The 13,794-nt window shown below is 26.6% G+C and carries 13 protein-coding genes; 1 reads left to right on the top strand and 12 read right to left on the bottom strand.

Annotated features, from left to right (window positions below; all coding sequences use genetic code 11):
* The 8 genes from Q0941_RS02170 to Q0941_RS02135 form a co-directional block, all read right to left on the bottom strand.
* Positions 1–699 carry a phytanoyl-CoA dioxygenase family protein gene (locus Q0941_RS02170; protein ID WP_299290904.1) on the bottom strand — a complete coding sequence of 233 codons (699 nt, stop codon included), beginning with the start codon at positions 697–699 and terminating at the stop codon, positions 1–3.
* Positions 700–813: 114 nt separating this feature from the next.
* On the bottom strand, positions 814–1,626 hold the full coding sequence (locus tag Q0941_RS02165; protein WP_299290902.1) for an NAD(P)-dependent oxidoreductase: 813 nt from the start codon (positions 1,624–1,626) through the stop codon (positions 814–816).
* Between the two features lie 47 nt (positions 1,627–1,673).
* The gene (locus Q0941_RS02160) at positions 1,674–2,405 is read right to left on the bottom strand and encodes a cephalosporin hydroxylase family protein (protein WP_299290900.1); all 732 of its coding nucleotides are present in this window, start codon (positions 2,403–2,405) and stop codon (positions 1,674–1,676) included.
* Between the two features lie 50 nt (positions 2,406–2,455).
* Positions 2,456–2,974 (bottom strand): dTDP-4-dehydrorhamnose 3,5-epimerase, encoded by a 519-nt coding sequence (rfbC, locus tag Q0941_RS02155; RefSeq protein ID WP_299290898.1) that lies wholly within the window; start codon positions 2,972–2,974, stop codon positions 2,456–2,458.
* Positions 2,971–4,203, bottom strand: a complete 1,233-nt coding sequence (locus Q0941_RS02150) for a class I SAM-dependent methyltransferase (protein ID WP_299290896.1) — start codon at positions 4,201–4,203, stop codon at positions 2,971–2,973. The genes rfbC and Q0941_RS02150 overlap by 4 nt, the downstream gene beginning before the upstream one ends.
* Positions 4,190–5,272, bottom strand: coding sequence for a CDP-glucose 4,6-dehydratase (gene rfbG, locus Q0941_RS02145; RefSeq protein ID WP_299290894.1), 1,083 nt, complete (start codon positions 5,270–5,272; stop codon positions 4,190–4,192). The genes Q0941_RS02150 and rfbG overlap by 14 nt, the downstream gene beginning before the upstream one ends.
* Entirely contained in the window at positions 5,272–6,039 is a 768-nt protein-coding gene (gene rfbF / locus Q0941_RS02140) for a glucose-1-phosphate cytidylyltransferase (protein WP_299290892.1), read from the bottom strand. Before rfbF ends, rfbG begins: the two co-directional genes overlap by 1 nt.
* A gap of 126 nt (positions 6,040–6,165) precedes the next feature.
* Complete coding sequence (locus Q0941_RS02135; protein ID WP_299290890.1) at positions 6,166–7,302, bottom strand: oligosaccharide flippase family protein; 1,137 nt, start codon at positions 7,300–7,302, stop codon at positions 6,166–6,168.
* 191 nt (positions 7,303–7,493) lie between these two features.
* On the opposite strand from Q0941_RS02135, the gene Q0941_RS02130 reads away from it, so the two are divergent.
* Complete coding sequence (locus Q0941_RS02130) at positions 7,494–8,738, top strand: hypothetical protein (protein ID WP_299290889.1); 1,245 nt, start codon at positions 7,494–7,496, stop codon at positions 8,736–8,738.
* Here Q0941_RS02130 and Q0941_RS02125 read toward each other — a convergent pair.
* Genes Q0941_RS02125 through Q0941_RS02110 form a run of 4 tightly spaced genes read right to left on the bottom strand, consistent with a single transcriptional unit; the run spans position 8,735 to position 13,793 of the window.
* On the bottom strand, positions 8,735–9,880 hold the full coding sequence (locus tag Q0941_RS02125) for a sulfatase-like hydrolase/transferase (protein ID WP_299290888.1): 1,146 nt from the start codon (positions 9,878–9,880) through the stop codon (positions 8,735–8,737). The genes Q0941_RS02130 and Q0941_RS02125 overlap by 4 nt on opposite strands.
* Positions 9,881–9,929: 49 nt before the next feature.
* Entirely contained in the window at positions 9,930–10,712 is a 783-nt protein-coding gene (locus tag Q0941_RS02120) for a phosphocholine cytidylyltransferase family protein (RefSeq protein ID WP_299290887.1), read from the bottom strand.
* A 7-nt stretch (positions 10,713–10,719) separates the two neighbouring features.
* Positions 10,720–11,358, bottom strand: coding sequence for a gamma-glutamyl-gamma-aminobutyrate hydrolase family protein (locus tag Q0941_RS02115; protein ID WP_299290886.1), 639 nt, complete (start codon positions 11,356–11,358; stop codon positions 10,720–10,722).
* A gap of 26 nt (positions 11,359–11,384) precedes the next feature.
* A complete protein-coding gene (locus Q0941_RS02110) occupies positions 11,385–13,793 on the bottom strand; it encodes a PEP/pyruvate-binding domain-containing protein (protein ID WP_299290885.1) in 2,409 nt (802 codons plus the stop codon).
* Between the last annotated feature and the right edge of the window lies 1 nt (position 13,794).

Raw genomic sequence — 13,794 nt, 5'->3', positions numbered from 1 at the left:
TTAGACAGGTATAACTCCTTTCATCCCCTTATCACTTTCTTCGTTTAGGGGTGTGTATCTTGGTTGTATGCTATATCTAATTTGTTCGGAACAATTGATATTGGAACTATGTAATAATAATGAGGAAAATAGTACAATGTCTCCTTTATTCACTTCTACTAACTTAATTTCATTTTCAAAAATACTTTGAGGAATCATTTTCCTACCTACTCTGACATTATGTTCTAAGATTCCTAAGTGATGAGTTTTTGGCATAATGCTAATGCAACCATGTATGTATTTTGTATCTTGCATAGGAATCCATACAGTAACAACTCTTGTGTTGCCCTTTACATAAAAAAAATCTTGATGCCAATGTGCCATATCTTTAGTCCAGAATGGCATATCCATTCTAAATGGTGCTTTACCGAATACTCCAACATCTTCACCTAAAATTTCTTTAACATGTTGAATGATCTCTTTTTGTTTTGTAAATTCAGTGATCCATGGTTGATCTTGTATAGCTTCATAGACTTTTGTTTCAATTTCAGGATGTTCATCATAAAATTTTATTAAATTTTTATCATTGAGATCTAAGAATTTTTTTTGGGTCACTTGATTAACAATTTCAAGATTTTTTTGCATTAATTCATCAATTTTTACTCTTGGAATAACATCTTTAAGAATTAAATATCCATTTTCATCGTAAGTATTTTTCATTGATGACAAATTAACAAAAAATACATCTTATTACAAGTTATAATACTTTTTGAATCAAAAAATTATTTTTTTTAAAAATTCTTGTAAGACTTCCCTATAAGATTTCCTTTAGATTTAGTTATTATTTTTTATTTCATAATTAATTAACTCATCTAATTTATCTAAAAATGGAGATGGATTAAAATCAAATTCATCCTTAATTCTCTTAATGTTTATTCTTGGAAATGAGTAATTTACTGCATTAGCGTCATAGTCTAGTTCACAGTTTGTGATTTTTTGAATTTTGGTACTTATTTCAGAAACTTTGGTATTTTCCCCGTAGGCAACATTGTATAATCTTTCTTTACCTTGAATTGCAATTTTTTCTAGAATTTGAACAACATCATCGATATAGAGATAATCTTTTTCACTTTCTGGAGTGGTGTGAAGAATTATTTTTTTATTTATAACCGCATCATGTATGATTGAAGATAAAAAATCATTTTGACTATTCTTTTTTCCTATCACATTTGAAAGTCTTACAACTTTGATATTTCTTGAATTTGATGCTAAGCATAATGACTCTCCCATTATTTTAGAAATATTGTATAAATCATCTAAATTATGAGGGTTTACTACAATGGGTTTTGATTCAATTGTGGAATCTGAATTTAAATAAATTCGAGTTGATGATAAATATAAAAATGAATCAAATTTACATTTTTCTAAAATTTTTTTTAAAACACATACATGAGATTCTACAGTGTCAAAAGGTCTATTTCTAAAATCTCCAGTAAGACCTATGGCAAAAATTACATGTCCTAATTTTTTCTGAAAAATTTTCTCGTCATTAGGATCTATAAACTCGTATTCAATATTCTGATCTCTAAGATAACTTGCCATATGTGTTCCAATAAAACTATTGGGACCAATAATTGAGAAATTCATTTTTTAAATCTCCACATACATTACTATTTCACAATTTTTGTATCTATTCAACTTTTTATACATTTTAAGAATCCATCTGGACATGATGTTATCAATAGTTTATTCTCAATTTCTTTATCTATTTTGAAACGCTTATTTTTTTTCAGGAAATCCATTACGGCCGTATGTGGATTATTTCCTTTATCCCATGGTCTGTTAGGAAATGAGTTTTTAGGCATAAATTCTACCATTGTATCAAAAACTACAACATAACTTCCGTTTTTAACTAATGGAGAATACATTTCGAGTTCTCTTAGTACATGTTCATGAGTGTGATATGAGTCTAAAAACACAACTATTTTTTTCTTATTTTTGACAAGTTTTTTCACTTGTTTCAAAATTTCTCCATCTAATGAAGAACCTTCTAACATTGTAATTCTTTTTTTAAGAGGATGTTTTTCTATTTCTTTTCTATTATGTTTTCTTATGTCAATGTCTATCCCAATTACCTTTCCTTTACCAATTAATTCTAGAATTGAAGCTGAAAAAATCAATGACCCCCCATGGGCAATTCCAGTTTCAATTATTATGTCTGGTTTAGTTTTCCAAATAATTTCCTGAATAGCAATCATATCCTGTGGAAATTGAATAATAGGCCTTCCTAACCAGGAAAAATGATATGAATATTCATAACTAAAAACTCTATTGAACCATTTTCTTGAAATTTTCTCAATTTCTTTATCATCAACCATTGATTTAATTTTTTTCTGATTTCTTTTTTCGAAATCTTTGTTGGTCACACTCAAAATTTTAGTGTATTTATAATTAAACGTTCTTGGGAATTAAAAATTCAATCATAGTTTGCATCTTTTTCTGAAATAACTGAAACATTCAATGGCCATTCAATTCCAATTTCTTTATTATCATATCTTAAGCCTCTAGCATATTCTGGATTAAACACTTGTGTGATTTCATAAAATACCTCCGTATTATCCACTAATGTCTGAAAACCATGAGCAAATCCTTTTGGAACATACAAAATTCTATGATTCTCATCAGATAATTCTACTGAAATCCATTTTTGAAATGTACTTGAATTCTCTCTAAGATCTATGATAACATCAAAAATTTTACCTTTTGTACACCTAACGAATTTTGCCTCTTCAAATGGTTTAATCTGAAAATGCATTCCTCTTAATGTTCCTTTTTTGACATTATACGAAATACTAGATTGAACTATGTTTGATTCAATGCCTAATTCCTCATTTTTTTCCAAATCCAATGTTCTTGCAAAAAATCCTCTATCATCTAAAATCTTCTCAATTTCTATTATATACGCACCAGGCAGTTCTGTTTTTACAAAATTCATATGATTTCTACCTCTGGAATTGGAATTACAAATTTACCTCCCCATTCATGTATGAATGAAATATCGTTCATTATCTCATCTTTGATATTCCATGGTAAAATAACAATATACTTTGGTTTAGAATTTTTTATTTCTATGGGATCCTTAATTTCTAGATGAGTTCCTGGAAGATACAATCCTTGCTTATAGGGATTATTATCTACTACATATTCTATATGCTCTTTACCAATTTTACAAAAATTTAGTAGTGTGTTTCCTTTTGCTGCAGCACCATAACATACAATTTTATCTCCTTTTTGTTTTGCTTCATTAAAAAAATCTATTAATTTTCTTTTAATATGATTTGTTTTCTGAGAAAAATTCTCATATGTAGATATGTCTAACAATCCAAATTCATCTTCTTTCTTTAAAAGAAGTTCTACTGAATTTTTAATTGGAATATTTTCATTTTCTTTATGTTTTACATATATCCGTAATGAACCTCCATGAGTAGATATTTCCTCCACGTCAAAAATTGTCATATTATGAAATTCAAATATCATTTTTACTGTATTTAATGACAAATAAGAAAAGTGTTCATGATAAATTGTATCAAATTGATTATTTTTGATTAATTCTAATACATGTGGAAATTCCATATTTATCATTCCATCAGATTTTAAAATTTTTTTCATTCCTCTTATAAAATCATTAATGTTTGGTACATGAGCCAAGACATTATTTCCAACTATGAGATCTGCCTTAATACTTTTTTTTACAAGTCCATCTGAAAGTTTTTCACTAAAAAAATTAACCATTGTTTCAATTCCTTTCTGTTGTGCAACTTTTGCAACATTTGCAGCTGGTTCAATTCCTAACACTGGAATTTTTTTATCTTTAAAAAATTGTAATAAGTAGCCATCATTACTTGCTAACTCCACAACTAGACTATTTTGATTTAAATTAATTTTCTTTGAAATCATTTCAACATAATTCTGTATATGATTTAACCAATTTTTAGAATATGATGAAAAATATGCATATTCACTAAAAATATTATCTGGTGTTTCAAATTCAGGAATTTGTACTAGGAAGCATTTTTGACAAACTAGAACTTTAAGAGGGAATTTTTTTTCAGGCTCAGACAAATCATTTTCTTTTAAAAATGAATTTGATAATGGTGAAATCCCCAGATCCACAAATACATTATTGATGGATGAGTTACAAAATCTACATTTATGTGAGTTCATTTTCCATTAAAATAAATTCGTCTATCTGCCTCTCAGTAAATTCTCTCATATCGCTATTTTTCATATATTCTTCGTACCAATTTAACGTCCATTTTAACGTGGTTTCTAATTTCATTTTACTTGTCCATAATAGCTCTTTTTCAGCTTTTGAACAATCTAATCTGAGATATTTTTCTTCATGAGGCTGATTTGATGAATTTATTTCAAAATTTATTTTATCTTTAAATTGTTTTTTAATATTCTCAGTAATCCATTTGACAGTATGTTCCTCTTCAGAAGTTGGCCCAAAATTCCATCCTTCTGAAAATTCTCCTTTGCTCTGCCACATTTTTTCAGCTAATCTCAAATATCCAAATAATGGATCCAAAACAAATTGCCAAGGTCTTGTTGAACCAGGATTTCGTATTGCTACTTTAGATTTATTTAAAATTCCCCTAATTATGTCTGGTAGTAATCTATCCATACCCCAATCCCCTCCACCTACCACATTTCCTGCTCTAACAGATGCTAGTGCAACATTGTGTTCATCAAATTTACTGGGATTAAAAAATGAATTTCTATATGAAGAAGTTAATAATTCTGCACATCCTTTACTACTACTGTAAGGATCATATCCTCCCATAGGATCATCTTCAGAATATTTTGAATGATCTTTTTTTACTTTGTATGATTTGTCACTAGTTACGACGATTACAACTTTTACATAATTTGAATTTCTAACAGCTTCTAAAACATTTGCAGTTCCTAACACGTTTGTCGAAAATGTTTCTAATGGTTTTTTGTAAGATTCTCTAACAATTGATTGTGCAGCCATATGAAAAACAATTTCTGGTTTAAATTCATTAAATGCTTGCTCTATCTGGTCACGATTATTTACATTTCCTATTATATTTTGAATATTATTTTTGACTTCTGCAATTTCAAATAAACTTGGTTTAGTGGGAATATCTTTAGAAAAACCAATTACATTAGCTCCAAATTTTTTTAAAATTATTGTAAGCCAACTACCCTTAAATCCAGTATGACCAGTAATTAGAACTCTTTTATCCTTCCAAAAATTATTATCCATTACCAAACTTTCCAAGGAGCATTTCCTGAATCCCATAAATCATCTAAGATATTTTTATCTCTCAAAGTATCAAGTGGTTGCCAAAAATCATAGTGTTTGTAGGCGCTTAACTGATTTTCCTTAGCTAATTGTTCTAATGGCTCTCTTTCCCATATTGTATTTTCATCCTTGATATAATCAAATACATTTGGTTCTAACACGAAAAATCCCCCATTAATCCATCCTCCATCCCCAGCTGGTTTTTCTACAAACTTTTGAATTTCATCATTTTTTATTTCAAGCATTCCAAATCTTCCAGGTGGCTGTACTGCAGTAACAGTACTAATTTTTGATTTTGTTTTATGAAATTCAATTAATTTTTTTATATCAATATTACTTAATCCATCCCCATAAGTAAAACAAAAAGTTTCTTGTTCAACGTATTCTTTTACTTTCTTTAGTCTTCCTCCTGTCATTGTTTCAATTCCAGTATCAACAAGTGTTATTGTCCATGGTTCAGCAAATTTGTGGTGAACATCCATTTGATTATTTTTTAAATCTATTGTAACATCAGATCTATGTAAAAAATAATTTGCAAAATACTCTTTAATTATGTAGCCCTTATAGCCGCAACAAATTACAAAATCATTAATTCCATATGCAGAGTAAGTTTTCATAATATGCCACAACATAGGCATTCCTCCAATCTCAATCATGGGTTTTGGCTTTAGATGTGTCTCCTCACTAATTCTTGTTCCTAATCCACCTGCAAGAATAACTGATTTCATATTGATTCTTTTTTCCTAATCTAATATCTATAGTTTACATTAAATAAATTAATTATTTTGGATAATACTAAAGAACACCTTCAAAAGAGATTATTTTTCTACATCACAAACATATTCTTTGATTTTTCACATAGAACTTGCACTTTTTTGCTGTTTATAAAAAAGTGATAAGAGGATTGTTTCAATACATGTTGAGCATAATACTGCTAAAGAAAAACCTATCAGTTCAAACTGCATTCCAAGAATGATTAATAGTAATATCAATGAGACAATTTTTGCTATTGCCGCAATGCCTACTTTGGTAGATTTTGATGCCTGTAATTTTGCATTTAATATAGAATTAATTGACATTGGAATTATTGAAAAAATAATAATTTGTAATCCTAATACCCCATCTACAAATTTTGGGAAAAACTCACTTAGCACATATGGTGAAAACAGAACAATTGCAATTGAGATAATAATTGATGAAAAAATTACTAATAGACTAATCTTGGAATGTTTTTTACCACTTGATTCCTCTGATAACAGAAATGAATAAAGAGCAAATGGCAAAATTCCAACAATTAACATTATTTGGAGATTAAATTGATAAAGTGCCACTGGAACTAACCCGAAAAAAGGTACAATGACTATTTTATCAATAGATCTTGAAAGATTTGATGATGCATCTACTGAAAAATTGTGAACAAGAATTTTATAATCTGATTTTAATTCTCTAAAACCATTTATTTTTCTCTTTAACGAAAAAATAAAATTATAACTTCCTAAAAGATTTCCTATTGCCATTCCAATTATTATTCCATAAATATCAAAGAAATAATATAACAAAAATGGAATTGTAATTATTGAAATAGTTTTAATCATATATGTAATAAAATATTTTTTGTATCTTTTTCTTCCAATCAAATCCTGTAAATTTATCACGAATAATGATAGACCAATACAAAGTAAAGCAGCATATTGATTAATTGGCAATAAAATTAGTGCACCAACCCCTGTAAGAATCAGAGTTAGGACATGGCATTGATTAACTCTCAATTCCTCATTTTTTCCATTATATACTACAGATGTAAATGGTAACCCGAATCTAGAAAATAATGAAACCGTTCCAGCTAAAGCAATGATAAAAACCATTAATCCATAGTCTTCTGGTTGTAAAATTAATGCAAATGCAATGTAAAAAATACCTTGAATTGCTCCTCCAATAGTATTTCCTATAGCAATATACGAAAATTGTTTTACATTTTTTTTAGAACTCATCTTTTGCTCCATAAATTGGATATTCCATAAATTTTGGCCTTATATTCAACGATATATTGAAAATATTTAAGAAAATTTGTCTATGTTTTAGTAGAAACTGAATTTATCAACAATTTCGTTCATTAATCATCACTTTATTAAATAAAAAATATTTACATAATTTCTAAACATGGAATTAGACTCAAATGCAAATGACTGAATATTTTAATTTGATATCATTAATCGTAATTTTCATCATCTTAATTGAAGTTATTTTTTACGTTTTAGTAACTTTTGTAAGGAAACATTTCCAATGGATGATTACTTCAAAAGATGAAAATCCTCATTTTTCTGAAGAAGGATTAGACAAATTTGTTCCGCATGGCTATGATTCAGAACTCGGTTGGGTTCGAAAACCTAATACTTCTGGCGTTGATCAAAATACATTCATTTCTTCAAAATGGACTATCAATTCCCTGGGGAGTAGAACTAATCCAGATTTTGATAATAAAAAATCGCATATTTCTTGTTATGGAGATTCTTTTACTTTTTGTCGTCAAGTAAACAATGATCAAACATGGGAACATTATCTTTCAAAATCAACTAATTCTAATGTTCTAAATTTTGGAGTAGGAAATTATGGTATTGATCAAAGTCTATTAAGACTCAAGCGAGAATATGAAAAAAATCCTACTAAAATTGTCATTATTGGAGTGGTTCCAGATACAATTAGTAGAATCATGAGTTATTGGAAACATTACTATGAATATGGAAATACATTTGCTTTTAAACCAAAATTTAAAATTGAAAATAATGTTTTAAAATTACTTCCTAACAAAGTTAATGATCCAAAAAAATTTCATTCAATAAATAAAATCTTAAATGAAATTAAAAATGAAGATTATTTTTATAAATTAAAATTTTTAAAAGAAATTATTAAATTTCCATATATACTTCATGTATTAAAAAATTCTAAAAGAAATTTCAAAATAATATTTTGGGTATTGCTACTTCAATTTAAAAAAAGAAACAGTGCTGATATTTCTTCTATCGAATGGAATCCTATGAAACCTATAATGGAAATAAATCTAAAATGGAGAATATCACTGTATAAAAATAAAAATTCACTTCAGTTATTCACTGAAATTCTTAAAGAATTTGTAAATTTCTCTAAAATTCATAATTTCACGCCTATCTTCCTTCTTATTCCTCAAAAAGATGACTTGATCTATATTAAAAATAATTACAATTTTATGAATTTATTTTTTAAACAAATTTCCAAAATATCCGACTTACATGTAATTGATATTACTTCGGACTTTTTGAATGAATCTAATTTTGATAATCTTTATTCAGATGATAATGAATATGGTGGACATCCCAATACCAAGGGAAATCAACTAATTTCTAAAATAGTTCAGAATTATCTTATTTCAAAAAATTTTCTTGATAATTAAATTTTTAGTCCTAAATCAATATTATTATCTTCAAATTTTTTCATTAATTTTTTTTTGTATTCTAAAACATCATTATTTTCTTCATCATAAATATTTTGTAATTCATTGGGATCTTTTTTCAAATCATAAAATTCCCAAGAATTAGGTGTTTCATTATAAATTATTTTTTTCATTTTACTTCTAAGACAAAAGACATTGTGTTTTTTTGACGAAGGCCAAGGGCCATAAAGACCACCAGTTTCAACAAATACTTCTCTTTCATCATTCTCCAAATTTTCAATCATTTTAAACAATGATTTTCCTTGAATCATCGAGTTTTCTTCTAATTTTATTCCCAACATGTCTGAAATTGTTGGATAAAGATCGATAGTTTGGCATTGGCCTTCGATTTTTTTGTTTAATTTTTCAGGAGTTTTAATAATGCAGAAAACGTTAATCGTATAATCATAGGTAAATACACCATAAAATTTTTCACCTTTTCTCTCTCCAATACTTGTTCCATGATCAGAAAAGAAAATTAAGATTGTCTTATGTTCAATTTTAGATTCCTTCAAAATATCTAGAATTGCTGAAACATAGGAATCACATGAGGGTAAATAGGAATTATATCTTTCAATGTTTTCATCTTTCAAATTAAAAAACTCATCATCATTGGATTCTTGTTTGTATTTTTTCACAATTTCTCTAACTAAATGTTTATGAGTTTCAGTGAAATGTAAAAATAAAAAGAATTTATCTTTATTTGCTAATTTTTTTATTAAGTCTCTATGACGTTGCTTAAAGTCAACTGTTTCTTCATCGAATATATTTAATTCATCAAATCCTTGATTTGGAATTACTACTTTGTTTATTATGTCGCAACATGTGTAGTAACCTTCATTTTGTAGTAATTGTGGTAATGTAGTAATCTCATCTTTTTTAAATTTAAAAATATTATAATATGCATTCATTCCATTTCTTGATGGATACATTCCTGAAAAAATTGCATGTAATGATGCAAATGTATAAGGTGCCACTGTAAACATATTTGAAAAAAAACAATTTTCCTCTTTTAGGTTATTTAATGTAGAGCAAAGTTCTACTCTGTCTCTTCTTAATCCATCTAAATTAATTAAAATAATATTATAATCCTCTTTTCCCATTAATTAAAAATATTCTACATCTAATTTAACCTTAAAGATATCTCGTGTACTAATTAATCGAAATCAATTCATCTAATTTTTGTTCTTTTCTTAATTTATTATACAGATTATAATCATCTACTGTGTCTACTTCTAACCATCCATTAAAAATTGGAACAGACTTAATCTGAAATTTATTATTAATCATTCCTTGAATGAAATCTGTCATGTATGATTTCTTAAATTCTAAAGAGGGATTTAAGATATTTTTTCCATTTTTAGACTGATTTTTAGCCTCGTGATAGTATTTTTTCATATATTCTATCCCTTTATTTTGGAATTTCATCAGGCCAATATACTGACCTTCAATTTCCTTATAATCCGATACTTTCTGACCTATTTTTTTGATATATCCTTCACTATCTAGAATTAAATTTTCTGCATCATCTAATGGATTTTCAAATCTCATTTCCCAATACTTCCTCCAATTTTTATCTATAACTACAGAAATATTTTCTTCTGAGTCGATTAATTTTTTTAGAACTTTGCTTTCAAATATGATATCTCCGTAAGAAACTATAGTTGAATTTGAGATTTTTTTTTCAGCACAAAATAAAGTTTCTACCATATTTGTAGTATCAAAATTTTCATTTTTAAAATAATTTACATTAGGAAAATTTATCAAATCTGATTTATATCCTGTAACAATAGAAATATCTTCTATTCCATTTTCTTCAAAAATCTCAATCTGATGTTGTAATAATGATTTTCCAAATAATTCGATCAAACATTTTGGGCGATTTTCTGTTAATGGACGTAATCGTTTACCTTCTCCTGCTCCTAAAATTATCACATTCAAATTAATTCGACCAAAATTTTTTATTTTCAAAAAATGTTTTAATTATTTTTAAATTATCTTCGTTTTGTTCTCTTTCGGGATGCCACATTACTCCTATGATTGGAAATTTTGAATGACTAAATGCCTCAATTGTTTCATCATTTTTATCTAATGCTACTATTTGTAATCCATTTCCTATATGCTCTTTAGTAATAATGTTATTATGAAATGAATTTACTTTAGTTTCAGTTTTATTCAATAGTGAAACAAATTCATTTTGTTTAATTTTTATGAAATGAGATTTATTTACATGGTCATTATTATTATTTTTAATTTCAGTACCTCCAAAATAATTATTTATTATTTGCATTCCTCTACACACTCCAATAATAGGAATTTCTTTCTTTATTCCAAATTCTAAAAGATTTTTTTCAGTATTATCACGTTGAATAAATTCTCCAATATTATCTCCTCCTGATAGAATTAGTCCATCTATCTGAGCATTCTCAACAAATTCTTTCACATTTTCTAAAACATTTGGGATAATGATGGGAATTAATCCTAATTTCTCTAATAATTTAGGCCATTCATGACTAATAGCGTCTCTTTTTTCATCATAATTGGGAGCAGAAACAATTCTAGAAGAAATACCTATTTTCATTATTTTATTTTCCACATTTTCATAATTCATTTTATGTATCCCAAAGACTTCAAGGCTTTTCTGATTTCAACAGATTCATCATTAGTGTTATGCTCTAAGATAGATATTAAATTATTTTTACAGTCTAGATGAATTTTTGATGCTGATTTAATTTGCTCAAATAATAGCTCTCCACATCCAATTGCTGCTGGTAATGCAATTTCCGCACAGCGAATTGACATATGTGATGCAACTCCTCCATATTTAGTAATTAATCCTGATGGGTTTTTTGTAAAAATCCAATCGTATCCAGGGTCTGCATTTTCTATTAAAATTATTTTATTTTTTAAATCTGAAATATTGTTTAGATCTTTTAGATCAATAATTTTAGATGTAATCTGGTTTTGTGTAATGAAATTTGGTTTTACTGTATACTGAGTAATTATTCCAAAATCTTTTTCGGATACTATTATTGGTGGGAGTAATATGCTTTCATTTTTAGTTTTTATTTTCACTTGTTTCAAAATTTCTTTTTTCCAGATCATTTGCAAATCTGATTTTTTCAATTTTTTGTATGTATTTTTTATCCTTAGAATGTCCAGTTCTTTTAAATCATCTCTTGAAAATCCTAATTCGTTTCCTGCTTTGTTGATTAATTCTAATGCATCTGAAAGGTTCTTGGTAAATTCAAATTTTAATTCTTCTCTACCTTGAATCGCTTTTTCAATAAATCTGAGAAACTCATTACTATCTAACAAAATTTTATGTTTTTTTAAAATATTATTAATTTTTAAATTTGATTTTTTTAATGATTTTTTATTCTTAATATTAAATTCAAAATCTTGTAAAAATCTATCATCATGATCATATCTTAATGCAGATATATCATAAGTTCCAGGCCTTAGATGACCATATTCTTCTAAAAATTGAGATTTTGTAATTTTTTTCATAGATAATTTTTGATAATCTTCTCTGAATCTGGATAATGGTGTATTTATTGAATTCATCACATCATCAATAATTTCTGATTTAACAATGCCTTCCCTTGATAAGCTGTTTAACATTGCAGATGCGATAAATGATATTCTAGCCATTGATGAAAAAGGAATAATTCCATATTTTTTACAATCTTCTAATAAAATAAACGCATTATCCAATAATTTCTTGTAATTAGATTTTTTGTTAATTTGTGCATTAATTTTTTTTCTATTAATTGTCATATGCAATAATGATTTTTCTGAATCTTTCAATATTTTATTAAAATTTTTAATAATGTCATTGGTAAAATCCAGTAGATTTTTTTTAATCAGAACTGTTTCATTTTGTGAAAATCCCGCTTTTTTTAATTCTTTCAATCTTTCATTTAGAGAAAAATCATAACATGAAAACACTATATCAAATTCTATTTTATCGTGTAAATGAGGATTTTTCTCTAATTTTTTTAAATAAAAATTTATTAATTTTTCTGAAATCTTTTTTTGAAAATTGATTGGAGTTAATGAATAGAAACTTTTGTTGACATCTACATATGGTTTGTTTCCAAATTTTACCATCAAATTTTTTTCATGTTTTTTATATCCAATTTTTTCTCTTCCTTTACTCCACGAATCATTCATTATCAGGTAATCATACAGTGAGTAATCTAGCAAATTAGGATCATTTCCAATAATTTCAGCTGGATTCCAGTCACTCATATCTGAAAAAATTTTTTTACCAAAACATTGTTTTTGTTTCAAAAATTTTTTTTTATTGAAATCTATTAGTTTTTCAACTTGTATATAGTTTATTTTTATTTTATTTTCTTCTAATGATGTAATGGGTCTTACTTGAAATATTATTATTTCCTGTTTTTTATTTATTCCAAATTCTACATCTAAATAATCTATTTTGAAAATTTTTTCTATCTCTATTATTGCTAAAATAAGTTTTTTCCATTTTTTTGGAATGTTTTCTCTCTCAATTTTTTTAAAAATCTTTACTGTATTATTGGCTATTCCTTTAGTAACTCCATCTGTTTTGTTTCCATCTTCAAAATTAATCACATAATATGGTGATGCATTATTGTGATCTCTAGTCAAAACAACTCCACTGGTAATAATTTCTGTGCTTTGAGTTTGAACAAAAATTTGGTTTCTTAGATTTTCATTATTTTTATTTTCATAAGATGCAATTACCTTATCAATTGCTTTTTGAATAGATGTTGAAGAATTTGAATTTACATTAAGAACACTATCATAATTCCCCGCTTTAGATTCTTCAAATGAATCCTCTCCAGCCGCAGAACTACGAACAATAATTTTTGCTTTAAATTTATTTTTTATATCTGAGATTATTTTTGATTTATTTTCTTTCCAATCATTTACTGTAAAATCATAAATTTTTTCAATTTTTGATTTTTTTATGTGATTTTCTAGAAATTTTAAAGTCTCTACTTTTGATAAAAATTTGTATTCCAAT

This window comes from Candidatus Nitrosopumilus sp. (assembly GCF_028278985.1).
GTDB lineage: Archaea > Thermoproteota > Nitrososphaeria > Nitrososphaerales > Nitrosopumilaceae > Nitrosopumilus.
The sequence above is the reverse complement of the archived record's forward strand: the minus strand, read 5'-3'. Positions and strand labels throughout refer to the sequence as shown.

Coding starts and splice junctions, on each gene's coding strand:
- Q0941_RS02170 (WP_299290904.1), bottom strand. CDS start 699: ATGAAAAATACTTACGATGAAAATGGATATTTAATTCTTAAAGATGTT.
- Q0941_RS02165 (WP_299290902.1), bottom strand. CDS start 1,626: ATGAATTTCTCAATTATTGGTCCCAATAGTTTTATTGGAACACATATG.
- rfbC (WP_299290898.1), bottom strand. CDS start 2,974: ATGAATTTTGTAAAAACAGAACTGCCTGGTGCGTATATAATAGAAATT.
- Q0941_RS02150 (WP_299290896.1), bottom strand. CDS start 4,203: ATGAACTCACATAAATGTAGATTTTGTAACTCATCCATCAATAATGTA.
- rfbG (WP_299290894.1), bottom strand. CDS start 5,272: ATGGATAATAATTTTTGGAAGGATAAAAGAGTTCTAATTACTGGTCAT.
- rfbF (WP_299290892.1), bottom strand. CDS start 6,039: ATGAAATCAGTTATTCTTGCAGGTGGATTAGGAACAAGAATTAGTGAG.
- Q0941_RS02135 (WP_299290890.1), bottom strand. CDS start 7,302: ATGAGTTCTAAAAAAAATGTAAAACAATTTTCGTATATTGCTATAGGA.
- Q0941_RS02130 (WP_299290889.1), top strand. CDS start 7,494: ATGACTGAATATTTTAATTTGATATCATTAATCGTAATTTTCATCATC.
- Q0941_RS02125 (WP_299290888.1), bottom strand. CDS start 9,880: ATGGGAAAAGAGGATTATAATATTATTTTAATTAATTTAGATGGATTA.
- Q0941_RS02115 (WP_299290886.1), bottom strand. CDS start 11,358: ATGAAAATAGGTATTTCTTCTAGAATTGTTTCTGCTCCCAATTATGAT.